At 71.6% G+C, this 23,201-nt stretch carries 21 protein-coding genes; 6 read left to right on the top strand and 15 right to left on the bottom strand.

Annotation, left to right across the window (positions count from 1 at the left end; all coding sequences use genetic code 11):
- The first annotated feature begins 179 nt into the window (after nucleotides 1-179).
- Complete coding sequence (locus ACIPN7_RS27630) at nucleotides 180-947, top strand: hypothetical protein (RefSeq protein ID WP_285107839.1); 768 nt, start codon at nucleotides 180-182, stop codon at nucleotides 945-947.
- An 11-nt stretch (nucleotides 948-958) separates the two neighbouring features.
- Here ACIPN7_RS27630 and ACIPN7_RS27635 read toward each other — a convergent pair whose 3' ends face one another.
- The 5 genes from ACIPN7_RS27635 to dnaK form a co-directional block, all read right to left on the bottom strand.
- The gene (locus ACIPN7_RS27635; RefSeq protein ID WP_400550036.1) at nucleotides 959-1,267 is read right to left on the bottom strand and encodes a DUF1540 domain-containing protein; all 309 of its coding nucleotides are present in this window, start codon (nucleotides 1,265-1,267) and stop codon (nucleotides 959-961) included.
- A gap of 163 nt (nucleotides 1,268-1,430) precedes the next feature.
- Nucleotides 1,431-1,883: a heat shock protein transcriptional repressor HspR gene (locus ACIPN7_RS27640; RefSeq protein ID WP_400550038.1), complete on the bottom strand. Its 453-nt coding sequence runs from the start codon at nucleotides 1,881-1,883 to the stop codon at nucleotides 1,431-1,433.
- A gap of 89 nt (nucleotides 1,884-1,972) precedes the next feature.
- Nucleotides 1,973-2,977, bottom strand: a complete 1,005-nt coding sequence (locus ACIPN7_RS27645; RefSeq protein WP_400550040.1) for a DnaJ C-terminal domain-containing protein — start codon at nucleotides 2,975-2,977, stop codon at nucleotides 1,973-1,975.
- A gap of 77 nt (nucleotides 2,978-3,054) precedes the next feature.
- Nucleotides 3,055-3,726 (bottom strand): nucleotide exchange factor GrpE, encoded by a 672-nt coding sequence (grpE, locus tag ACIPN7_RS27650; protein ID WP_400550042.1) that lies wholly within the window; start codon nucleotides 3,724-3,726, stop codon nucleotides 3,055-3,057.
- Nucleotides 3,723-5,588, bottom strand: coding sequence for a molecular chaperone DnaK (gene dnaK, locus ACIPN7_RS27655; protein WP_400550044.1), 1,866 nt, complete (start codon nucleotides 5,586-5,588; stop codon nucleotides 3,723-3,725). The genes grpE and dnaK overlap by 4 nt, the downstream gene beginning before the upstream one ends.
- Nucleotides 5,589-5,737: 149 nt before the next feature.
- Between dnaK and ACIPN7_RS27660 the strand changes: the two genes are divergently transcribed.
- Nucleotides 5,738-6,280 carry a GNAT family N-acetyltransferase gene (locus tag ACIPN7_RS27660; RefSeq protein ID WP_400550046.1) on the top strand — a complete coding sequence of 181 codons (543 nt, stop codon included), beginning with the start codon at nucleotides 5,738-5,740 and terminating at the stop codon, nucleotides 6,278-6,280.
- 197 nt (nucleotides 6,281-6,477) lie between these two features.
- Nucleotides 6,478-6,750 (top strand): hypothetical protein, encoded by a 273-nt coding sequence (locus tag ACIPN7_RS27665; protein ID WP_026366117.1) that lies wholly within the window; start codon nucleotides 6,478-6,480, stop codon nucleotides 6,748-6,750.
- A gap of 1 nt (nucleotide 6,751) precedes the next feature.
- Here the strand turns inward: ACIPN7_RS27665 and ACIPN7_RS27670 are convergent, their stop codons facing one another.
- The 9 genes from ACIPN7_RS27670 to ACIPN7_RS27710 form a co-directional block, all read right to left on the bottom strand.
- Nucleotides 6,752-7,891 (bottom strand): dipeptidase, encoded by a 1,140-nt coding sequence (locus tag ACIPN7_RS27670; RefSeq protein WP_400550048.1) that lies wholly within the window; start codon nucleotides 7,889-7,891, stop codon nucleotides 6,752-6,754.
- Between the two features lie 10 nt (nucleotides 7,892-7,901).
- The gene (locus ACIPN7_RS27675; protein WP_400550050.1) at nucleotides 7,902-8,297 is read right to left on the bottom strand and encodes a hypothetical protein; all 396 of its coding nucleotides are present in this window, start codon (nucleotides 8,295-8,297) and stop codon (nucleotides 7,902-7,904) included.
- A 117-nt stretch (nucleotides 8,298-8,414) separates the two neighbouring features.
- Nucleotides 8,415-11,468, bottom strand: coding sequence for a S8 family serine peptidase (locus ACIPN7_RS27680; RefSeq protein WP_400550052.1), 3,054 nt, complete (start codon nucleotides 11,466-11,468; stop codon nucleotides 8,415-8,417).
- Between the two features lie 157 nt (nucleotides 11,469-11,625).
- Nucleotides 11,626-11,982: an RNA-binding S4 domain-containing protein gene (locus tag ACIPN7_RS27685; RefSeq protein ID WP_285107820.1), complete on the bottom strand. Its 357-nt coding sequence runs from the start codon at nucleotides 11,980-11,982 to the stop codon at nucleotides 11,626-11,628.
- A gap of 26 nt (nucleotides 11,983-12,008) precedes the next feature.
- On the bottom strand, nucleotides 12,009-13,595 hold the full coding sequence (locus ACIPN7_RS27690) for a glycoside hydrolase family 43 protein (protein ID WP_400550055.1): 1,587 nt from the start codon (nucleotides 13,593-13,595) through the stop codon (nucleotides 12,009-12,011).
- Nucleotides 13,592-16,021, bottom strand: a complete 2,430-nt coding sequence (locus ACIPN7_RS27695; RefSeq protein WP_400550057.1) for a beta-glucosidase — start codon at nucleotides 16,019-16,021, stop codon at nucleotides 13,592-13,594. The genes ACIPN7_RS27690 and ACIPN7_RS27695 overlap by 4 nt, the downstream gene beginning before the upstream one ends.
- A 67-nt stretch (nucleotides 16,022-16,088) precedes the next feature.
- Nucleotides 16,089-16,961, bottom strand: a complete 873-nt coding sequence (locus ACIPN7_RS27700; RefSeq protein ID WP_400550060.1) for a carbohydrate ABC transporter permease — start codon at nucleotides 16,959-16,961, stop codon at nucleotides 16,089-16,091.
- Nucleotides 16,961-17,983, bottom strand: coding sequence for a carbohydrate ABC transporter permease (locus ACIPN7_RS27705; protein ID WP_400550062.1), 1,023 nt, complete (start codon nucleotides 17,981-17,983; stop codon nucleotides 16,961-16,963). Before ACIPN7_RS27705 ends, ACIPN7_RS27700 begins: the two co-directional genes overlap by 1 nt.
- A gap of 8 nt (nucleotides 17,984-17,991) precedes the next feature.
- Entirely contained in the window at nucleotides 17,992-19,287 is a 1,296-nt protein-coding gene (locus ACIPN7_RS27710) for an ABC transporter substrate-binding protein (RefSeq protein WP_400550065.1), read from the bottom strand.
- 182 nt (nucleotides 19,288-19,469) lie between these two features.
- On the opposite strand from ACIPN7_RS27710, the gene ACIPN7_RS27715 reads away from it, so the two are divergent.
- Nucleotides 19,470-20,576, top strand: a complete 1,107-nt coding sequence (locus ACIPN7_RS27715; protein ID WP_400550067.1) for a LacI family DNA-binding transcriptional regulator — start codon at nucleotides 19,470-19,472, stop codon at nucleotides 20,574-20,576.
- On the opposite strand, the gene ACIPN7_RS27720 is transcribed toward ACIPN7_RS27715, so the two are convergent.
- Entirely contained in the window at nucleotides 20,573-21,172 is a 600-nt protein-coding gene (locus ACIPN7_RS27720) for a TetR/AcrR family transcriptional regulator (RefSeq protein ID WP_400550069.1), read from the bottom strand. The genes ACIPN7_RS27715 and ACIPN7_RS27720 overlap by 4 nt on opposite strands.
- Before the next feature lie 109 nt (nucleotides 21,173-21,281).
- Here ACIPN7_RS27720 and ACIPN7_RS27725 point away from each other — a divergent pair, with 109 nt between their 5' ends.
- Both ACIPN7_RS27725 and ACIPN7_RS27730 read left to right on the top strand, forming a co-directional pair.
- Nucleotides 21,282-21,908 (top strand): NAD(P)-dependent oxidoreductase, encoded by a 627-nt coding sequence (locus tag ACIPN7_RS27725; RefSeq protein ID WP_400550071.1) that lies wholly within the window; start codon nucleotides 21,282-21,284, stop codon nucleotides 21,906-21,908.
- Between the two features lie 65 nt (nucleotides 21,909-21,973).
- Nucleotides 21,974-23,110 (top strand): GNAT family N-acetyltransferase, encoded by a 1,137-nt coding sequence (locus ACIPN7_RS27730; RefSeq protein ID WP_400550073.1) that lies wholly within the window; start codon nucleotides 21,974-21,976, stop codon nucleotides 23,108-23,110.
- Nucleotides 23,111-23,201 lie beyond the last annotated feature (91 nt).

Raw genomic sequence — 23,201 nt, forward strand, 5'->3', positions numbered from 1 at the left:
CTACCCATGCTTTCGCGGTGGTCGCGCTGCCGTTGACTGTCGCCGTCCTGCCAAGACTATAGAGCCAGGCGGAGGTTTGAGGGGGTGGAATTCCAGATTCCGGGGTGATGCCCGGGTGAAGTCCCGCACGTCACACCCGAAGGTGCGTCATGATTGATCCCCGTGAGGGTCCCATCAGCATGAGCGAGGCACAGCAGGAGGCGCGGGTGCGTGTGCACGACCTGCGCGAGCGGTGGCGCGCTACGAGTCTGGCGTCGGTATGGATCCGGCCGAACGACTGGGAGCACCCCGCCGCAGAAGCGCTAGCGGAGGCACTGGCCGAGGGCCGTGGCGTGATCGCGCCGGCCGAACGGCTCGGTGCGGCGCGCGCCGGCGTGGGTGCCGGGATCACCGAGGCCCTGGACGACGTCGCCTGCCTCTATGCCGCCTTCGGGCGCCCCACGGATGTCGGCGCGCTGCGTGCCGCGGCGATCGGCTGGGTCGGGGAGCGCGAGCGCGTGCCCTACCAGATCGCCACGCACGACCCCTCGACCGGCCTGCCCACGGGTGAGTACCTGGGCGAGCGGCTGCGCGAGACCTACGGCGTCGCCCAGCGCACCGGCTCGACCGCGGGCGAGTCCCACTGTCTGCTGGTGCTCGACGTGGGCCTGGAGAACCTCGACACCTGGCAGCGGCTGGCGCGCTCCGCCGCGATCGGCCGCACCCTGCACCAGGTGTTCGGCGAGGGCCACCCGATGGCGGCCGTCGGCGACGGCACGTTCGTGGTGCTGTGCGAGCGCGGCCCGACGACGGCGGAGCTCGGCCAGTCGCTGCGCCGCGTCGTGGAGCGCAACGCCGAGGTGCTCGGCCTGACGACAGAGGTGCGCCGCCCGACCCGGGTGTGGGTCGAGCGGCTTCCCGGGACGCACGGCGACGCGCTGCTCCTCCTGGACCACCTGGCTCGCTGAGCCTCGGAGGTTCAGCCCTGCTCGAAGGTGAGGCAGTCGGCGTGCCCCGGGTCCTCGGGGCCCGGTCCCACGCGGATCGACTGCGCGTTGCACTCCAGGTGGTCGTTGTGGGTGCACTCCTCGCGCTGGCACGCGCCGACGTGAGCGATCACCTTCTCCAGCCCACCCTTGGTGGTCAGCGGGATGAACGTGGCGCAGGAGGCGTCGCCCGCGTGCCCCGCGATGGTGACGGCGCCGGCGTGGCAGCCGTGGTCGTGGTTGTAGCCGCAGCCGTCGATCGAGCACTCGACGACCTCGGGCATTTCCATCAGCGTGCTCATGGCATCTCTCCTCGCTCGGTGCGTCGCCCCCGCGGAATACACCGATCGTATTCCGAAATGGCAGATCGTGTAGAGCAAGGAATGCCTTACCTACATTTCAGCGGGCATTCCCGATTAACGAAAGAATGGCATTGCTGAAATCAGCCGCCCACCGCGGACGTGGTCACTCCTCGCGCCGCGGAGCCGGCCGCCAGAGCACCACTGCACCCCCGCCGGCGGCGCGGTGCTCCAGGTCCACGCGCACCGCCGCGCTGCGGACGCGCTGACCTCGCTGAACCACCACGACGTCGCCCGCCGCCGGACCCGCGGCGAACACACGCCCCTCCTCCTGGACCCGCATCAGCAGGTCACCGAGGCGCTCCTCCAGCACGGAGACGTGCGCCTCCAGGTCGAGGATGCGCTTGATCCCGGCGAGGTTGATGCCCTCGCCCTGGGCGAGCTGCTGCACCTGCAGCAGGCGCGCCACGTCGCGGCGCGAGTACCGGCGGCCGCGGCCGCGCGTGCGCCGGGGCACCACCAGGCCGAGGCGGTCGTACTGCCGCAGCGTCTGCGGGTGCATGCCCGCGAGCTCGGCGGCCTTGGACACGGTGAGCACGGGTGTGTCGTCGTCGACCATGCGCACCTCCGAAGTCTCTTTTGCACGGTTCGTGCGGGCAGGTTAGCCGAACCCGGTGCGGCAGGGCAGCCGCCCCACCGCACCGGCCGTCATTCCGCCGCGCGCGCGGTCAACCCGGCGCGCACGTCCTCGCCGTCGCTCTCGGCGGCAAACGCCTCGAGCGCCTGCCTGGCCTTCTTGCTGAGCTTCTGCGGCACGGCCACCTGCACGGTGAAGAGCAGGTCGCCGGTTGCCTTCGCCGTCCGCACGCCGCGCCCCTTGACGCGCAGCGCCCGGCCCGACGGCGTGCCCGCGGGCACCTTGAGCCGCACGGTGGCGCCGTCCAGGGTGGGCACCTCCAGCGTCGTGCCGAGCGCAGCCTCCGCGAACGTGACGGGCACGGTCATGCGCAGGTCCACGCCGTCCAGCGTCCAGACCGGGTGCGGCGTGACGTGCACCGTGACGACGAGGTCGCCCGCCGGACCGCCGGCCACCCCGGGCCGGCCCTTGCCCCGCAGCCGGATCTTCTTGCCGTCGTTGATCCCCGCGGGGATCCGGGCCGTGATGGTGCGGCCGTTGACCTCGAGCTCCGCCGTCGTGCCCTCCACGGCCGCCCGGAACGGCAGCGTGACCTGGGCGACGACGTCCGCGCCCGGCGTCGGCGAAGCGTACCCGGTGGTCCCCGCGCCGTAGGCCGTCCGGCCTCCGCCGAACATGGAGCCGAGGATGTCCTCGAAGCCACCGTTCCCGCCCTGCGAGTAGCGCACGCGCGGCGCGCCCCGGCCGCCGGTGCCCTGGGCGCCGCCGAACATGGCGCCCATGATGTCCTCGAACCCGCCGGCCCCGGCACCGCCGGCACCCGCCGAGAAGCGGGCACCGCCCGCCATGGCGCGCACGGCGTCGTACTGGCGGCGCTGCTCCGCGTCGGAGAGCACTGCGTACGCCTCGCCGATCTCCTTGAACTTGGACTCCGCCGCCGCGTTCCCCTGGTTCTGGTCGGGGTGGTACTGGCGCGCGAGCTTGCGGTAGGCCTTCTTGATGGCCGCGTCGTCGGCGTCCTTGGACACGCCCAGCACGGCGTAGAAGTCCTTCTCCATCCAGTCCTGACCGGTCATGGCACCTCCTTCCGCACTGTGGCCCCGGAAGCCGGGCCCGCCCCGTCAGGGTCGGGCCCGGCCACCGGGAACCGGGACTACTCCGGTCCGACGACGCCCACGCGCGCCGCCCGGACCACCTTGTCGCCGATCTTGTACCCGGGCTCCACCACGAGGTTCACCGTGGCGGCCGTCGCGTCCGCGTCGGTCGAGTGCATGAGCGCCTCGTGCAGGGTGGGGTCGAACTCCTCGCCCACCTTGCCGAACCGCTCGACGCCGAACTTCTGCAGGCTCTGGTCGAGCTTCTCCGCGATCGCCGCCATGGGACCGCTCAGCTCGCCGTGCTGCTTCGCGCGCTCGACGTCGTCGAGCACGGGCAGCAGCGCCGCCAGCACGTCCTGCACGCCCCGGTCGCGCGCGGCGTCCTGGTCGCGCAGCGCCCGGTTGCGGTAGTTCGTGAAGCTGGCCCGCTCGCGCTGCAGCGCGTCCAGGTGCTCCGCCGCCTCGGCCTTCGCCTTGAGGACCGCGGACGCCTCGGCGGCGTCACCGGAGGGCTCGAAGTCGAGCCCGGCCAGCGGGTCGGCCGGCGCGTCCCCCTGGGCGGGGGTCGCGGCGGACTCGTCCGCCGTGTCGGCGTCGTCCGCCGGAGCGGGCTCGGCCGGGCGCGCCTCGTCGCCGGAGGCGTTCACCTTGCGCTTGTCCGTGAACTGGAAGGGGTGCTCCCCCGAGCCCTCGGGCTCGGGGGGTCCCTGCTGGTGCTCGTCCGTCACTTGCGCTCGTCCTCGTCGTCCACGATCTCGGCGTCCACGACGTCCTCGTCCTTGGCGGACTGGGCGTTCGCCGTCTGCGGGGCGCCCTCGGCACCCTGCGCCGCGGGCTGCTCGGCCGCGTACAGCGCCTCGCCGATCTTCTGCGACGACGTGCCGAGCTTCTCGTACGACCTCTTCACGGCGTCGGCGTCCTCGCCCTCGAGCGCGGACTTCACGGCGGCGATGTCCGCCTCGACCTCGGTGACGACCTCGGCCGGGAGCTTGTCGCGGTTGTCCGCGATCTGCTTCTCCATGGAGTACGCGAAGGCTTCGGCCTGGTTGCGGGTGTCCGCCTCCTCGCGCCGCTTCTTGTCCTCCTCGGCGTGCGTCTCGGCGTCCTTGACCATGCGGTCGATGTCGTCCTTGGGGAGCGCGGAGCCGCCGGTGATCTTCATCGACTGCTCCATGCCCGTGCCGCGGTCCTTCGCGGACACGTGCACGATGCCGTTCGCGTCGATGTCGAAGGTGACCTCGATCTGCGGCACGCCGCGCGGCGCAGGCGCGATGCCGGTGAGCTCGAAGACGCCCAGCGGCTTGTTGTCGCGGGTGAACTCGCGCTCGCCCTGGAACACCTGGATCGCCACGGACGGCTGGTTGTCGTCGGCCGTCGAGAAGACCTCGCTGCGCTTGGTCGGGATCGCGGTGTTGCGCTCGATGAGCTTGGTCATCACGCCGCCCTTGGTCTCGATACCGAGAGACAGCGGGGTGACGTCGATCAGCAGGACGTCCTTGCGGTCACCGGAGATGACACCGGCCTGCAGCACGGCGCCGACGGCGACGACCTCGTCCGGGTTCACGCCCTTGTTGGGCTCGCGGCCGCCGGTGAGCTCCTTGACGACCTCGGTCACGGCGGGCATGCGGGTGGAACCACCCACGAGCACCACGTGGTCGATGTCGGACACCGAGATGCCGGCGTCACGGATCACGGCGTGGAACGGCGCCTTGGTGCGGTCGATGAGGTCCTGCGTCATCTGCTGGAACTGAGCCCGCGTGAGCTTCTCGTCCAGGTGGATGGGGCCGTTCTCGCTCATCGAGAGGTACTGCATCGAGATGTTGGTGCTCGTCGCGGACGAGAGCTCCTTCTTGGCCTGCTCGGACGCCTCACGGAGACGCTGCAGCGCGATCTTGTCCTTCGACAGGTCGACGCCCGAGGAGTTCTTCACCTGCTTGATGAGGTGCTCCACGACGCGCTGGTCCCAGTCGTCACCACCGAGGCGGTTGTCACCGGAGGTGGCGCGCACCTGGATGGTCGAGAAGTCGTCCTCGTCCTTGCCCACCTCGAGCAGGGAGACGTCGAACGTGCCGCCACCGAGGTCGAAGACCAGGATGAGCTCGTCCTCCTTGCCCTTCTCCAGGCCGTAGGCGAGCGCGGCCGCGGTGGGCTCGTTGACGATGCGCTTGACGTCGAGGCCGGCGATCTGGCCGGCGTCCTTGGTCGCCTGGCGCTCGGCGTCGTTGAAGTACGCCGGGACCGTGATCACGGCCTCCGTGACGGGCTCGCCCAGGTACTCCTCGGCGTCGCGCTTGAGCTTGCCCAGGATGCGGGCCGAGATCTCCTGCGCGGTGTACTTCTTGTCGTCGATGTCCACGGTCCAGTCGGTGCCCATGTGGCGCTTGACCGAGGAGATGGTGCGGTCGACGTTGGTGACCGCCTGACGCTTGGCGACCTCACCCACGAGGACCTCGCCGGTCTTGGAGAACGCGACCACCGAGGGGGTGGTCCGCGAGCCCTCCGCGTTGGCGATGACGGTGGGCTCCCCACCCTCGAGGACCGCCACCACCGAGTTCGTCGTGCCGAGGTCGATACCTACTGCGCGTGCCATGTCTGCTGCCTTCCTTCGACAGATTGAGTCTGCTGCACTCAACTTAAGCCGGAGCTCGCGAGGAAGCAAGCCGACCTCGCAAAGTTGAGTCCACTCCACTCAACTACGAGTGGGGCTGAAAAGTTCCCGGCGGGATTATCGTGGGCCGCATGCCCTTCCATGCCGCACTGACGGCCGACGTCGCGCTGCGCGAGCTCAGCAAGGACGACGCCGTCGCGCTCGCCGACGCCTACGTCCGCAACCGCGCGCACCTCGCCCCGTGGGAACCCGAGCGGCCCGAGGAGTTCTACACCGCCGACTGGCACCGGGAACGCCTGTGGACACAGGTCCTGGAGAACTCGACCGGCCGCGCGCTGTACACCGTGCTCGAGTCGGACGGCCTGATCGTGGGCCGGCTGAACCTCACCGACGTCGTGCACGGGGCCTTCGAGAACGGGCACCTCGGCTACTGGCTGGACGCCGGGTTCACCGGGCGCGGCCTGATGACCAGGGCCGTCGGGGCGCTCGTGGCCCACGCGCGGGACGAGCTGGGCCTGCACCGGCTCCAGGCGGCCACGCTGCCGCACAACACGGCGTCGCAGGCGGTGCTGACGCAGGTCGGATTCGAGCGCATCGGGTTCGCGCCCAGCTACCTCAAGATCGCCGGCGAGTGGCAGGACCACGTCGTGTTCCAGCTCATCCTGCACGGTTGACCCGGCCGGCCGAACCTCCGCGACACCCCGCCGTCCGCCATCTTTCGCCCCTGTCAACAGGCGCGGCGCCCTCACGTGCGGTACACAAGGGTGCACGGCCGAGGCCACAGGGGGTGGGGCATCGGACGAGTACCCCGCGGGCCAGCCCGCGGGTGCCTGATGCCCGGGACTCCGGGCCCCGACCGGGGGAGACCACCATGGCAAGCATCCACGGGAGCTCGTTGTCGATCGCGCTCCTGACAGCGCTGCTCGATCCCGAAGAGGACGGCCTCAGATCACCTCACGTCCAGGACCTGCTGCAGGAGGCGCTCGAGACGCGCGAGGACGCACGCGACGTGATCGTCGCGCTGCTCGCGTCGTCCGGGTCGATGCTGCGGCAGATCAGCTACCACAACGAGCAGGAGCCGCTCGAGTCGCTGCAGAAGGTGGCCCTGGGCTTCCAGCGCAAGGTGGTCCAGCTCCCGAGCTGAGTCACCCCCGTGCGGTCCGGGCCGCCACCGACTCCGCGTCGCGCAGCACCCGCAGCGTGTTGCCGCTGGTCAGCTTGCCGAGGTCGGCGTCGGACCAGCCGTTGTCCGCCAGGGCCGCGAGCAGGCGCGGGTAGCCCGTGACGTCCTCCAGGCCCTCGGGCAGGTTGGGCGTGCCGTCGTAGTCGCCGCCGAGGCCCACGTGGTCCACGCCGGCGACCTCCCGGACGTGCTCGACGTGCGCGACGACGTCGGACAGGGTGCTGCGCGGCTGCGGGTGCTCGCCGCGCCACCTCGCCATGAACGGCTCGAACGCGCCGAGGTCGGTGTTCGCGATGCCCTCCTCCGCGGCGGCCCGGGCCCCCTCGGCCCGCCACTCCGCCACGGCGGGCGACACGAACTGCGGCACGAACGTCACCATGCACACGCCGCCGTTGGCAGCGAGGGTGCCGAGCACGTCGTCGGGCACGTTGCGGGGGACGTCGCAGACGGCGCGGGCGCTGGAGTGGCTGAAGATCACCGGGGCCGAGGTGACGCGCAGCGCGTGCCGCATGGTGCCCGCGGAGGTGTGCGAGAGGTCCACCAGCATGCCGATGCGGTTCATCTCACGCACGACGTCCTCGCCGAACGGCGAGAGACCGCCGAGCACCTCCTCGTCGGTGGCGGAGTCCGCCCACGGCACGTTGTCGTTGTGCGTGAGCGTCATGTACCGCACGCCGAGCGCGTGGAGCATGCGCAGCACGCCCAGCGACTCGTCGATCGAGTGGCCGCCCTCTGCGCCCATCAGGGAGGCGATCCGGCCGTCGCTCCATGCCTGCTCGACGTCCGCGGCGGTGCGGGCGAGCCGCAGGCTGTCCGGGTACCTCTCGACCAGGCGGTGCACGCAGTCGACCTGCTCGAGCGTGGCCGTCACGGCGGCGCCGCCCTGGAGCTCCGAGGGCACGTACACGGACCAGAACTGGGCGCCCACGCCGCCGTCGCGCAGGCGGGGCAGGTCCGTGTGGGTCGTGGTGAGGCGCTGGGCGATGTCGACGGCGGAGAGGTCGTAGGACGACTGCTCGCGCAGCTCCCACGGGAGGTCGTTGTGCCCGTCCCAGACGGGGTGCTTCTCGAGGAGCGCTGCGAGGCGGTCTGCGGTCGTCATGCGGGCGACGCTACCGCGCCGCCCGGACCCTGCTGAGCCGCTCCCGGAGCTCGTAGGTCGTCAGGAGCTCGCCCGCGTGCCGCACGAGCAGGCCCGTCCGGGCCTCGACGTACGCCAGGTCGGTCTGCTCGGTCGCGACGGTCGTGTACCCGGCCTGCGCCTCCCGCACCTGCCGCCGGGCCGCAGACCGGTCGAGCAGGCCGCCGGCGGCGATCCCGGCGACGGCTACCGCGGAGGGCACGAGCGCCCAGACCCAGAGTCGCGCGTCGACGAGCAGCAGGACCAGGACGAGCACGGCGGCGGTCATCCCGGCCACCGCCGCGCCGAGCGAGAGCCCGGCGAGCTCGGCCTCGGACCGGCCGGGCAGGAGCTCGCGCCGGATGCCGGGGCGCCACTCGTCGGCCAACGTGCCTCCAGGTCTCCGTGCGGGTCTCGGTGGGCGAGTCTCGGCAGACAGGTCTCGGCAGACAGGTCAGGCCTGCAGGTCACCCTTCGGTGACCTGCAGGCCTGACGGTAGCGACGTCAGCTCACCCGCTGCCAGGTGCAGTTGGCCGTCTCGAACCCCTTGGCCGTGGACGGCAGCGTGACCGTCGTCGGCTCGGTCACCGAGGCGTACTCCACGAGCTGGTCACGGTTCGCGTCGGCGGTGAACTCCTTGATGATCGCGTAGTAGCAGCCGCCCCCCTCCCCGTTGGCCGGACCGGTGGTCACGTAGGTGCCGCGCTGGAGCTGGTCGCCGAGCACGTACACGCCGTTGTTGAACGTGCGCGTCTTCGGCGCCGCCATGCCCGAGTAGTACTTGCTCCACGTGCCGCAGTCGTCGGACCAGAAGCCGTAGTCGGTCGACTTCACGGTGGCGATCCGCTGCCCGAACCCGTAGTCCCAGCCCAGGACCTCCGAGCGGGACTCACGCTGCCAGGAACAGAAGCGCGTGCCTGCCTGGGCCACGTAGGTGCCCGCGGGGACGCTGCCGCTGCCCACGAGGTACCCGCCGTTCGCGGGGATCGTCGCGGCCGGCTTGGCGACGGCGCCGGTGGGACCGCCGGTCCGGACGACGGTCGCGTACCCGAACTTCCGGGCGGTGACGACCACCGAGATCTTCTTGCCGAGCTGCGGCCCCTTGACGGTGTACGTCGAGCTGGTGGCGCCCGAGATCGGGACGCTGTCGGCGAGCCACTGGTAGGTGAACGCGGGTGACGGCTTCCACGTACCGGTCTTGACCGTGAGCTTCGCGCCCACCCGCGCGGAGCCCGAGATGGTGGGCGTGGGCGACGCCGAGAACTTGGCGTCGACCGTGGAGTGGGCCGAGGTCACGGACTTCGTCGAGATGCCCGGACGCTTGCCCGTCACGGTCACCGTGAGCTTGCGCCCGTCGTACGACGCCGGGATCTTGAACGTCGACCTGGTCGCGCCCGAGATGTTCTTGCCGTCGATCTTCCACTGGTACGTGGTGGTGGTCCGCGCGGGCGTGGCCGGCGGGGCGACCGCGGACACGGTGGCGCCCGGGTAGGACATCCCGGAGATGCGCGGCGCGGCCATCACGAACGCGCCGTAGCCCACCGTGACGGCCGGGCTCGTGCGCGCCTCGGGCGCGTAGCCCGCCCGCTTGCCGGCGAGGGTGACGGTCAGCTGCTTGCCGCGGTGCGTGCTGGTGGGCACGAAGGTGAAGCCGGTGGCGCCGGAGATCGGCGTGCCGTTCGCGAACCACTGGTACGTGAACGTGGTGCCCGAGGTCCAGGCGCCCGACTTCGCGTAGAGGGTGGTGCCCACCTTGGCGGTCGGGCTGATCGTCGGGGCGCTCGAGGCGAGGTCACCGATGCCGATCGGCTCGGTCGGCTCGCTGGTCACCGCGGTCGGGAGGTGGCCCTCGGCCGAGCCGACGACGGTCACGGTGATCCGGGCGCCCGCGTCCGCCGGCTGCGGCTGGTACAGGAACTTGTTCGCGCCGGAGATCATCGCGCCGTCACGACGCCACTGGTAGGTGAAGTCGGCCACGGGGTCCCAGACCGGGTCCGGGTCCACGACCAGCGCGCCGCCCACGGACGGCTCGATGGCGTTGATCACGGGTGCGGGCGTGGCGGCGAACGTCTGCCCCTGCGCCGCCTCGTAGGCCGCGAGGACGTCGAGCTTGCCCTCGCCCCACACGTTGTTGTCGTCGGCGTTCCCGCCGCAGGAGGTGTCGTTCACGTCCTTGGCGGAGCCGTCCAGGATCGCGCGGGTGGCCGGCACGTTGCCCACCAGCTCCGGCACCGCGTCCCACAGGAGCGCGACGGCGCCCGCGACGTGCGGGGCGGCCATGGAGGTGCCGTCCCACTGCTCGTACCCGCCGCCGGGGACGGCCGAACGGACCGAGCTGCCGGGCGCGGCGATGTCGGGCTTCACGGTCCCGCTCTGTCCGGGACCGCGCGAGGAGTAGGAAGCGATCCCGCCCGACGGCGTGAACGCGCCGACCGAGTACGAGGCCTGCCGCGAGCCCGGGCTGCCGGACGACTCGCAGCCGTACTCGCCGTCGTTGCCGTTGGACCAGGTGCTGAAGATGCCCGCCGCCTCCCAGGCGCCGATGACGTCCTCCATGAACGGGTCGCTCGACAGCGACAGGCCCCACGAGTTGTTCACGACGTGCGGGCGCTTGGCCGGGTCGGCGCCGGTGCCGTCGAGCCGGGTCGGCGCCAGGAGCCACTGACCGGACGCGATGAGCGTGGCGTCCGCGCAGTCGTCGGCGCAGCCGTTCGCCGCGATCCACTGCGCACCGGGGGCGACGCCGATGTTCATCGCGCCGTCGTCGGTGCCGACCATGGTGCCCATGGTGTGCGTGCCGTGCCCGTTGTCGTCCCGGGGGCTGGTGGCGCCGGCGCCCGTGGAGTCGAACCAGTTGTAGTTGCTGCCCGACGTCGCGCCGCGGTACTGCGCGGACAGCGCCGGGTGGGTGCGGCTCACGCCGGTGTCCAGGCCGGCCACGACGATGCCGTCGCCGGTGAAGCCCTCGGCCCACATGTCGTCGGCGTTGATCGCCTTGATGCCGTACGTCGAGGTGGCCGCCGCGTCGGGCACGGCGCCGTCCGTCGTCTCCGGCTCCTCGAGCGCGTGCCGCGTGGTCGGGCGCACCTCCAAGACCTGCACATCGGCCGCGAGGTCGGTCGCCAGCTCGAGCGAGCCGTCCTCGACCAGGATCGCGTTCGTGGCCCAGTACGAGGTGTACTCGGTGCCGGACTCCTCCAGGGCGTCGATCGCCTGCTCCTGGGACGCCTCGGCGGCCGCCTTGAGGGTCTCGTACACGTAGTCGCCGCGCTCGGACCAGCTCGTGATGCCGCCGGCCGCCGACAGGTCGGTCTCGCCGGCGAACCGCAGCCAGAAGTCGGTCTCCTCCTCGGCGCGGAACGCCTTGGTGGCCGCGGTGGTGATCTTGTCGGCCGGGTCGACGGTGCTGCGCGCCACCTGCGGGGCCGCGGTGGGCCGGGACGACGGTCCGCCGTCGTCGGCGGGGTCGGGCGCCGCCACGGCGGCGGCCGGGGAGGCGAGGAACGCGACGGTCGCCGCGGAGGCGACGGCGCGGGTCACTAACGTGCGACGAGACATAGGGCCGCTCCGAAAGGGTGATGGGGTGCCCCGTCACGGGCGGAGACCCCGCCGGTCACGGCAGGGAAGACAGCCGCACACTAGCGGCCGGACCGCCCGCAGACCGCGTAAATTGCCAGAAATCACCCGCTCGGGCTCCCGGCCGGGGGAAGCGCTCTCAGCGCCGTCCGCGCAGCCGGTCGATGTCGCGTCGCTCCCGCTTGGTGGGCCGCCCGGTGCCGCGGTCGCGCAGCCCGACTGCCTCGCGCTCCACCCGCGTCGGCAGGGCGGGGCTGTGGTCCAGGTACGCCTTGACGGCCAGGGGCGCCCCCACGCGCTTGAGCAGCAGCTCGACGACCTCGATGTCCCGGTCCCGGAGCGGGTCGCGCCACGTCACCCGGTCGCCGACGGCGACCGACGCCGACGGCTTGGCCACCTTGTCGTTGATCCGGACCCGGCCGCTCCGGCACAGCTCCGCCGCGACCGACCGGCTCTTGGTCAGCCGCACCGCCCACAACCAGACGTCGATGCGCACCGCCCCATCCTCCCACCGCTGCGCCGTCAGACGGACGGCTGGTACTCGAACCGTTCCACGGTCACGACCCCGGTCGACGGCGCGCCGTTGCTCGTCGCGACCAGGCCCAGCCACACGCCCAGGAAGCCTCCTGCCGAGACGCTGTCGAGGGTGCGCCCGTCGGCGGTCGCGACCGGGGTCGGCACCTCCTCCCCGAACCCCGCGAGCAGAACGTAGTCCTGCCCGCGCGCCTGCACGGCCAGGGTGACGGGGGCGTCGCCCGCGGGCAGCGGCCGCTCCCCGAGCACGGTGGCCACGCCCACCCGGTGGTGCACCGCGAGCACACGGCGGTCACCGGTGTCGAGCGCGCCCGCCACCACCAGGAGCACATGGTCACGTTCGGACTGCCGCACCGCGAGACCCGCGTGCTCGTCCGGCCCCGCCGGGTCGAACCGCAGCACGGTCCGCACCGTGACGTCCTGGTGCTGCTGGCGCACGCCCAGGAAGGCCGGCGTCGCCGCATCCGTCAGGTTCTGCGGGAGCACGCGCAGTAGCCAGCCGTCGCCGTACGGCTCGGCGAAGTCGGCGGGGCCACGCAGGCCGGTCCACCGCAGATCGCCGGGCAGCACCGGCCCGGCCGGCGGCCACTCCGCACCCAGGCCCAAACCCGAGCCCTGGGCCACGCCGTCCGCCCTGACACCGTCGGGCACCTCCACCACTGCCGGCACCCGGCCCTGTCCGGGCGCGAAGACCGGCCAGCCGTCCTCCCACGTCACGGGTACGAGGAACGTCTCACGGCCGAGGTTGTAGTGGTACCCGCCATAGGGGCGCATGGCGAGCAGCACGGCCCACCAGGAGCCGTCGGGCGCCTCCACCAGGTCGGCGTGCCCCACGCCGACGACGTCCATGTCCCGCCCCAGGTGCCGGTGCGTCAGCACGGGATTGGCCCTGTTGCCGACATACGGACCGGTCACCGACTCCGACCGGGCCACGGAGATCGCGTGGTGGAACTCGGTGCCGCCCTCCGCGGCGAGCAGGTAGTACGTCCCGTCCACCCGGTAGAGGTGCGGACCCTCCGCCCACACAGCACCCAGCACCGCGCCCCGCCAGAGCACGTGCTCGGGTCCGGTCAGCCGCATCGTGGCCGGGTCGAGCTCGCGCAGCCAGACCTCCGTCTGGTCGTGCCACTCAGGCTCGCGGGCGAGACGGGTACCGTGCAGCCAGACGCGGCCGTCGTCGTCGAAGAACAACGAGGGGTCGATACCGTCCTCGTCCAGCCACACGGGGTCGGACCACGGCCCCGCCGGATCGGTCGCGGTCAGCACGAAGTTGCCGCCCCGCGAGCTGTCCCGCTGGTCCACGAGGGTGCAGACCAGCCAGAACACCCCGTCGTGGTGCCGCAGCGTCGGCGCGTACAGCCCGCCCGACGACGCGATCCCCCGCATGTCGAGCTGGCCCGCCCGGTCGAGCGCGTGGCCGATCTGCTCCCAGTGCACCAGGTCGCGGCTGCGGAACACCGGCAGACCGGGAAAGTACTCGAACGTCGAGGTGACGAGGTAGTACTCCGCCCCGACCCGACAGATCGTCGGGTCGGGGTAGCAGCCCGGCAGGATGGGATTGCTGACAGCCGTCACGACACCACGGTGGTGTCGACCCACCGCCTGTCCGACGTCGTGACATCGTGCACGTCGCCCGTGATGGTGACGATCCGGCGGATCGGCGTGGCAGCGACAGGCGAAGCGGCGCCGAGCATGTCGTTCGGCTCGTCCAGGTCGGCGATGCCCTCGGCCACGACCCTGACAACGTTGTCAGCCGCGTGCGCACCGACCCAGACCTCGACGTCCCCGGGCTCGACGATCCGCACCATCTTGCGGTCGCTGAACGCGAACCGCGTGGTGGGCACGTCGAACGCGATGGTCGTCGACTCCCCCGGCGCCAGGTCCACCCGGTGGTAGCCGAGCAGCTGCGTCGTGGGCCGCGCGACCGAGCTCACCACGTCGTGCCCGTAGAGCTGCACGACGTCGGAGCCGGCCACCTCGCCCGCGTTCGTCACCGCGACGACGGCGCGGAACGTGCCGCCCGCCTCGACCGACGGGGCCACGGACACGAGCTCGCGCTCGAACGTCGTGTACGACAGCCCGAACCCGAAGGCGCGAACCGGCGTGGAGTCGGTCGACGTCACCTCGGACGCCCCGCCCAGGATCGGGTGCAGGTACGAGTAGGGCTGCGCGCCCGCCGACCGCGGCAGTGACACGGGCAGCCGCCCGGACGGGTTCACACGACCCGAGATCACGCCCGCGAGCGCCGTGCCGCCCTCCTCGCCCGGGAAGAACGCCTGGAGCACGGCGCCGGGCGTGCGCCCGCCGGACCCGTCGCCGTCGAGCGCCCAGCCGATCGCGTAGGGGCGGCCGGTGAGCAGCACCATGACGACCGGCTTGCCGGTGGCGAGCACCGCCTCGACGAGCTCGCGCTGCACGCCGGGCAGGTCCAGCGACTCGCTGTCGTTGCCCTCGCCCACGGTGCCGCGGCCGAACAGCCCGGCCTGGTCGCCCACCACGACGACCGCCACGTCGGCGGCCTCGGCGGCGGCGACGGCCTCGGCGAACCCGGAGGTGTCGTCGCCCTCGACGGCGCAGCCCCGCGCGAACGTGAGCTCGGGCGCACCCGTTCCGCCGAGCTCCGTGGCCAGGGCCTCGGCCAGGGACGGGATCTCGAACCCGGCCGGGACGCCGGGGTGGTGCGCCAGCACGTGGTTGGCGAACGAGTAGCAGCCCATCAGGGCCTCGGGGCGGTCCGCGTTGGGCCCGATCACGGCGACGCGGGCCGGCTTGTCGTGCCAGGACCCGAGCGGCAGCACGCCGTCGTTCGCCAGCAGCACCACCGACTCCTCGGCGAGGCGCCGGGCGACGTCGCGGTGCGCGGGCGAGTCGAGGTCCACGACCGCGGGCGGCTCGTCCTCGTACACGTCCGGCTCGAGGAGCCCGAGCTCCTCCTTCTGCTTGAGCGCGCGCAGCACGGCCCGGTCCACCACCTCGACCGGCACCTCGCCGTCCTTGACGAGCGCGGCCAGCGGCTCGAGGTACGCGTCACCGGAGGGCAGCTCGACGTCGACGCCGGCCTGCAGCGCGGCCGCCGCGGCGGCGCCCCGGTCGGCGGCGATCGCGTGCATCACGGTGAGGAACGCGACGCCGAAGTAGTCGGCGACCACGACGCCGTCGAACCCCCACTGCTCGCGGAGCAGCTCCGTGAGGTACTCGGACGACGAGTGCATCGGCACGCCGTCGACGTCGTTGTACGACGCCATGACGGACCGCACCCCGCCGTCGACCACGGCCATCTCGAAGGGCGGCAGGAAGACGTCGGCGATCTCGCGCGGGCCGGCGCTCACGGGGGCGTGGTTGCGCCCCGCCTTGGAGCCGGAGTACGCCACGAAGTGCTTGAGCGTGGCGTGCACGCCCGCGCCCTGCAGCCCGCGGACGTACGACGTGCCGACCGTGCCGACGAGGTACGGGTCCTCGCCGATGCACTCGTCGACGCGGCCCCAGCGGGGGTCCCGGACGACGTCGAGCACGGGCGCCAGGCCCTGGTGGATCCCCAGCTCCCGCATGGACTCGCCGATGAGGCGGCCCATCTCGGTGACCAGCTCCGGGTCGAACGACGCGCCCCACGCGAGCGGCGTCGGGAAGGTCGCCGCCTTCCAGGCCGCCAGGCCCGTGAGGCACTCCTCGTGGACCAGCGCGGGGATCCCGAGGCGCGTCTCGCGCTTGATCCTGCGCTGCTCGTCCCAGAGCCACGCCGCACGACCGGCCGGGTCCACCGGCCGCGTGCCGTACACGCGGGTGTAGTGCCCCAGGCCGTGCCTGGTGATGTCCGGGAGCGCGGTGGTCCCCTGACCCCCGGCCATCTCGCCCTGCATCGGTGCCACGACGTTGCCGCCCTGGTCCAGCCAGTACCCGACCAGCTGGGCCAGCTTCTCCTCGAGGGTCATCTGTGCGTGCAGGTCGCGCACGCGCTCCGACACCTCGGGCATCGCCCTCAGCGCCGACGACAGCTGCGTCATGGAACGTTTCCTTTCTCGGTCCTACGTGTCATGGCCTACTTGGTGGTGCGAGTGCCGGATGACCGGGTCAACCCTTGACCGCGCCCGTCAGGCCGCCGACGATGCGCCGCTCGAAGAGCGAGAAGAAGATCAGCGCGGGGATCATGGACAGCGACGTGAACGCGAGCACCCGCGCGGTGTCGACCGAGTACTGCGACGCGAACGCCTGGACGCCGAGCGGCAGGGTGTACGACAGCTCGTCGTTCAGGATGAACAGCGGCAGCAGGTACGAGTTCCAGGAAGCGACGAACGCCAGGATGCCGGTCGTGATGACACCTGGGAGCGACAGCGGGACCACCATGCGGAAGAAGAAGCCGAGCCGGCTCGCGCCGTCGATCGCGGCGGCCTCCTCGATCTCCTGGGGGATGGCGCGCAGGAACGGCACCAGGATGATGACCGTGGTCGGCAGGGCGAACGCGATCTGCGGCAGCACGATGCCGCCCATCGAGTTCATGAGGCCGAGGTCGCGGATCAGGATGTAGAGCGGGGTGATCGCCACCGTCATCGGGAACATGAGGCCGGCCGCGAACAGCGCGTACATCGCGCCGTTCAGCTTGAAGTCGTACCGCGCCAGCACGAAGCTCACCATGAGCCCGAGCGCGACCACGCCGGCAGTGGTCAGCACGCCCGCGACCACCGAGTTGCCGACCTGACGCCAGAAGACCTCGCTGACCAGCACCTCGATGTAGTTCTCGACGACCCACGGGCTCGGCAGCCCGGACGGGTCGGCGGTGATCTGCGCGTTCGTCCGGAATCCGCCGGTGCTGATGTAGAGCACCGGGGCGATGCACACACCGACGAAGAAGAACGCGATGACGTAGGTCATCGGGCTGCCCCAGGCCACTTTCGGCGTCCGCCGCAGCTGGGGCCCGGTCGTGGGAGCTTCGAGCAGCGACGCCATCACTTCTTTCCTTCCGTGAGCGCACCCGCCGTGTCCCGGCGCAGCACGTAGCGCTGGTAGACGAGGGCGACGACGAGGGAGACCAGGAACAGCACCACGGCGACGGCGTTGCCGTAGCCGTAGTTCCCGGCGAGCCGCCCGTTGAGAACCATGTAGGTCGCCATCGTCGACGTACCGGCGGTGGCCGAGACGTACTGGCCCCAGATGATGTAGACGAGGTCGAAGAGCTGGAGCGAGCCGATGATGGACAGGAACGCCCAGATCCGGATGGTCGGCCCCAGCAGCGGGAGAGTGATCGTGCGCTGGATCTGCCAGTAGGAGGCACCGTCGATCGCCGCCGCCTCCGAGAGCTCCTCCGGGATGCTCTGCAGCCCCGCGAGGAACAGGATCACGGCGAAGCCGATGTACTTCCAGGTGATGATGAGCATCAGCGACCAGATGGCGATACTGGGATCGGACAGCCAGTCGGCGGCCAGGAAGCCAAGGCCCATCTTTTCGAGCAGGTCGTTCACCGCACCGGAGGTCTGCAGCATGAGGCTCCAGCCGGTGCCCACGATGACCTCCGAGATCACGTAGGGCACGAAGATCAGCACGCGGATGATCGACCGTCCGCGGATCTTCTGGTTCAGCAGCAGCGCGAGCGCGACCGCGGCCGGCCCCTGCAGCACGAGGGACAGCACGACGATGAAGCCGTTGTGCATGAGCGCCTCGTGGAAGGCGGTGTCCCGGAAGATGATGAGGTAGTTGTCGAGCCCGACGAACTCCGTCGGCGGCCCGTAACCCTTCCACTTGAAGAAGCCGTAGTACGCGGCCAGCACGACGGGAAGAATCACGAACGCCACGAACACGGCGATCGCGGGGCCCGAGAGCACGGTGATCTCGAAGGTCTTGCGCCAGTCCATCCGCGCGCCCCGCCTCGGCCGGCGGGCCGGGGACGACGTCACGTCGCCCCCGGCCGCCGAGTGCCCCTCGGGCGAGGTGGTCACGGTCGTCGCTGAGTTCTCGCCCAGGGAGTGAGTCATCGGATCCGTTACTCCATCGCGGCCGCGGCGTTCACCGCGTCGACGATGCTCTGCGGGTTGCCGTTGCCGGCGAGCATGTCGACGACGCCCGCGTTGAGCGCGTTACCCACGTTCTGGCCGTACAGGGTGTCCAGCCAGACGGACACGTACGGCGCCTTGTTGTACGCCTCCAGCACGGACTTCAGGGCGGGGTCCGTCACGACGCCCTGGGCGTCCTTGCTCGCGGGCAGGGTCACGAATGCCTCGGCATACCCCTCCTGGTACTCCTTCTGCATGAAGAAGTTCAGGAACTCCGCGCACTCGGGCGGGGCCTCGACGAAGCAGGAGTAGCCGTCGACTCCGCCCATGAACGCGGCCGGGTCGCCGTCGCCACCGTCGGTGGCCGGGAACGGGAACCAGCCGAGGTCGGCCAGCGGCTTCTGGTCCGGGGTCAGCGACGCGATCACGCCCGGGTCCCACGCACCCATGAGCTCCATGGCGGCCTTGTGGTTCGCGATCAGGCCGGCCGAGGAGCCGGCGCCCTGCTGTGCGGACGTGGTGAGGTAGCCGTCGTTGAACGGCTCGGTGTTGGCCAGGGCCTGGAGGTCCTCGCCGGCCCGCAGCCAGCACTCGTCGTCGAAGCTCCGGGAAGCGGCGGCGGACTCCAGGGTCTCCTGCGAGCACTCGCGCAGCGCGAAGAAGTAGTACCAGTGCGCGGCGGGCCACGCATCCTTGGCACCGAGCGCGATGGGGGCGATGTCGGCCGCCTTGAGGTCGGACACCGCGGCGTCGAGCTCCTCCACGGTGGTGGGCGTGCCGGAGACGCCCGCCTCGTCGAAGAGGTCCTGGCTGTAGTAGATGCCGCCCGGCAGGATGGCCGTCGGCATGCCGTAGATCGCACCGTCAACGGTGAACGCGCTGAAGCCGGCGTCTCCGACGGCGGTCATCGTGGCGTCGTCGATCGAGTCGCTGAGGTCCATGACCTGGCCGGCCTCGACGACATCGGCGAGCTTGCCGCCACCGCGGGCCATGAAGATGTCCGGTGCGTCGCCCGAGTTCAGGGCGGTCTGCAGCTTGCCGTCCATCTCCTCGTTCTGGACGGCCTGGACGTTGATCGTGACGCCCGGGTTGGCCTCCTCGAAGGCCGCGACGGTGTCTTCCCAGTACGCCTTGCCGGCGCCGGTGGTCGAGTTGTGCCAGAAGGTCATCGTGACGTCGCCGTCCGACCCTCCCTCGTTGCTGCCGCCGCCGGAACAAGCCGTGGCCAGCAAGGCAACGGTGGCGCTCAGGGCGAGAATGCCCGAGGCCCGCGTCTTCCTCATCATTGTGGAACCCCTTGAAGTCGTCATCGACGGTCGGCAGGAGCCTGCCGGTTCGACGGACTCCGGAGCCCGTCACCAAGGAGACTGGCAGTCGGGTCATGGTTTCGTCAAACGGTTTCGATATCGATTTCGAAACGAATGGCTCCGTCGCACACGGCACTGCGCCCGGATGTACTGTCTCTTCCGTGCACAGTGGGACAGGCTCACCCGGGTCCACCGCCGGACCGGGTGACGGCGTGACGGACGACTCCGAGACCTTCGGACCGTCCGCCACCGAGGAGCGCGCGACCGGCCGCGCCACCATCACCGACGTCGCCCGCGTCGCCGGGGTCTCGGTCGCCACCGTGTCGAAGGTCGTCAACGGCCGGTACGGCGTGGCCGCCGCCACCGCCGAGCGCGTGCTCGCCGTCGTGGCCGACCTCGGGTACGAGTCGTCCCTGGTCGCGCGCAGCCTGCGCCGCCGGCAGACCAACGTGATCGGCGTGCTCGTGGCCGAGTTCGAGCCGTTCAGCACCGAGCTCCTCAAGGGCATCTCCGCCGCGATCGCGGGCACGGGCTACGAGCTCCTCGCCTACTGCGGCGACGCCGGCCGCTCGGACCACGTGGGCTGGGAGCGCCGCTCCCTGTCCCGCCTCGCGGGCACCCTGATCGACGGCGTGGTCATCGTGACGCCCACGCTCGCGCTCCCGCAGCACGACGGCGTGCCCATCGTCGCGATCGACCCGCACACCGGCCCCACGGGACCGGCCACCGTCGACTCCGACAACCTGGGCGGCGCCCGCACCGCCACCGAGCACCTGATCAGCCTGGGCCACACGCGCATCGGCTACCTGGGCGGACGCGCCGACCTGGAGTCGGCCCGCCTGCGCGAGCTCGGCTTCTTCGAGGCGATGGAGGCGGCGGGCCTCACCCCGGACCCGAGCCTGGTGCTGGAGGGCGGGTACCGCCCGGACCGGTCCGACCGGCCCACGCACGACCTGCTCGAGCGCGCCGACCGGCCCACCGCGGTCTTCGCCGCGAACGACCTGTCCGCGATCCACGTCCTCCAGGTGGCCCAGGAACTGGGCCTGCGCGTCCCGGAGGACCTGTCCGTCATCGGGTTCGACGACGTCCCCGAGGCCGCGGGGGCGACGCCGCCCCTGACGACGGTGGCGCAGTCGCTGCACGAGATGGGCGCCGAGGCGCTCCGCATGGTCATCGCGATGCTCGAGTCCGGCCCGTCGGCCGGCCACCACACCCGCCTGCCCACGCGGCTGGTGCAGCGGTCGAGCACGGCTCCCCCGCCGGCCTAGCCCACCAGCAGCGCCGGCAGGACCGGCACCACGAGGCGCCCGGCCAGGCCGGGCTGGTCGACGCCGCCTTCGCCGGTGATGCCGCGGTCGTCCTCGCCCCAGAACGTCGCCAGGAACGCCTGGTACAGCGCCGCGCCCACGAGCAGGCGGGCGACTGCCTCGACGTCGGCGTCCGCGCGCACCCGGCCGGCGTCACGCTCCGCCTCCAGGTAGGCCTGCAGGCGGAGCTGGGGCGTCTGCGGGCCCGCCCCCTTCGCCGCGATGGACTCGCGGTGGCGGGCCAGGAGCACGCTGCTGGAGAAGATCGAGGCCGAGATCGGAAAGCTGCCGACGTAGAAGTCGAGCAGCCCCGAGACGAACCGCACGAGGTTGGCCTCCACGGTCGAGGTGCCCACGACGTCGTCGGGCAGGGCGAAGCGCGGCAGGCGCTCCTGCAGCACCGCCATGAACAGTCCCTGCTTGTCGTCGAAGTGGCGGTACAGCAGCGCCTCCGAGCAGCCGGCCGCCCGCGCGATCTCCTTGGTCGTCGCGTGCGCCACGCCTTGCTCGCGCATCACGCGCGCCGCCGCGTCGAGGATCCGCTCCCGTGTGCTCATGCCAGACATTCTCCCTGCTCCCTTGACCTGCGGCCCGACCCCGTGGCACGGTGTTAGTAAGTATTCACTCACCCCCTGTCGAACACCACCCTGGACCTGAGGAGATGCCATGCAGATCGCAGTCGTCGGAGCGAGCGGCCGCACCGGCCGCGAGCTCGTGAGAACCCTGACGGAGGCCGGCCACGACGTCGTCGCCGTCGTGCGCGACCCGGCCCGGCTGGCCGGCGAGCCCGGACCGCCCGTCCGGGTCGCCGAGGCCACGGACGTCACGGCCCTCGCCGCCGCGTTCGAGGGGGTCGACGCCGTGGCGAGCTGCCTGGGTCCGGTGCCCGGCGAGTCGCCGCACGTCCTGCGCGACGGGATCACGGCGGTCATCACCGCCATGGACCGCGCGGGCGTGCGCCGGCTGGTCGCGATCAGCGCGAGCGGCTGGCTGGTCGACGGCGACGACCCGCTCTCCCGCTGGGTCGCCAAGCCGATCCTCAAGCGGGCGCTGGCCGTGGCGAACGCCGACCTGGAGGCGATGGAGCAGGTGATCCGGGCCAGTCATGTGGACTGGACGATCATGCGACCGCCGCGCCTCCAGGACCGCCGGGGCACCGGCCGCTACCAGGCCCGGCGGGACGGCAACGTGCGGTGGGCCTGGACCATCGCCCGCCCCGACCTGGCCCTGGCGATGCGCGACGCCCTGACCGACCGGACCGCCGTCGGGCAGGCCATCTCCGTCGCCGCCTGACCCGGGGCCCCGCCCGCCGCAGATAATCCCTCGCCGCCCGGCGGAGGGCGGGGCACCCTGGTCGTATGACCTCCCCGACCGGCTTCGCGCCCGAGCCGACGACGTGGCGCATCGTCGAGGTGCCGGCAGCACCCGCGACCGACCACCCCGACGCCTGGGCGTACCACGGCATGGCTGCCGTGGACCGCGCCGTCGAGACCGCGAACCTCGGGTACGACGACCTCGCCCGCACCGAGCAGCAGCTCGTCAGCAGCATGCTGCACCAGGAGTACTCCGAGAAGCGGTGCTTCGTCGCCGTCCTGGACCGGACGGACGGCGCCGCGCCGACCGCCGACGATGTCGTCGGGTACGGGTACGCGTCGATGACGCGCGACCACAACACGCACACCGCCGACCTCTACCTGGGCGTCCACCCGGACCACCGGCGCCGCGGCATCGGCAGCGCCCTGGCGGAACAGGCGGAACGGGTGGCGACCGACGCGGGCCGGACCACGTTCTTCAGCTGGTCGCTCTCGGCCCGGGAGGCGGCCGACGGCGAGGACGCGCTCGTGCCGGCCACCGGCGCCGGGCGGCTGCCGTCCGACGCGGCCGGTGTGCGCTTCGCGCTCGGCCGCGGGTACACCCTGGAGCAGGTGGAGCGCATGTCGCGGCTCGACCTACCGGTGGACCCGGCAGCGCTGGCGACGTTCGAGGCGGAGGCGCGCGCAAAGGCCGGCCCGGACTACGTGACGCACACGTGGGAGGGCATCCCCGAGGAGTGGCACGAGGGGTACGCCCAGCTCATGACCCGGATGTCCACGGACGTGCCGCAGGGTGAGCTCGACTTCGGCGAGGAGACCTGGGACGCCGAGCGCGTACGCGTCTACCTCGAGGAGCGCGAGAGCGGCGGCCAGCGCCTGCTGACCACGCTGGTGGAGCACGTCCCGTCCGGCGAGGTCGCGGGCGGCACCTCGTTCCTGCTGCAGGACGGCAAGCCGGCGTACGTGTTCCAGGAGGAGACGATCGCGCTCAAGACCCACCGCGGGCACCGGCTCGGGATGCTCGTCAAGGCCGTGAACCTGCGCGAGCTGGCCGCCCGGTACCCGGCCACGGAGCGGGTCCACACGTTCAACGCGGAGGAGAACGCGCACATGCTGAACATCAACGTGGCCCTGGGTTTCCGCCCCTCGGGCGCGGAGGCGGCCCTCCAGAAGCGCGTCTGACCGTCTCGAACGTGCGAGTCCTGGGCTACAGATCTCGCACCATCTACGCTCCAGATCCTGCACATCGGACGCTACATCTCGTGCACGTCGC

Source organism: Promicromonospora sp. NPDC090134 (assembly GCF_044746965.1).
Classification (GTDB): domain Bacteria; phylum Actinomycetota; class Actinomycetes; order Actinomycetales; family Cellulomonadaceae; genus Promicromonospora.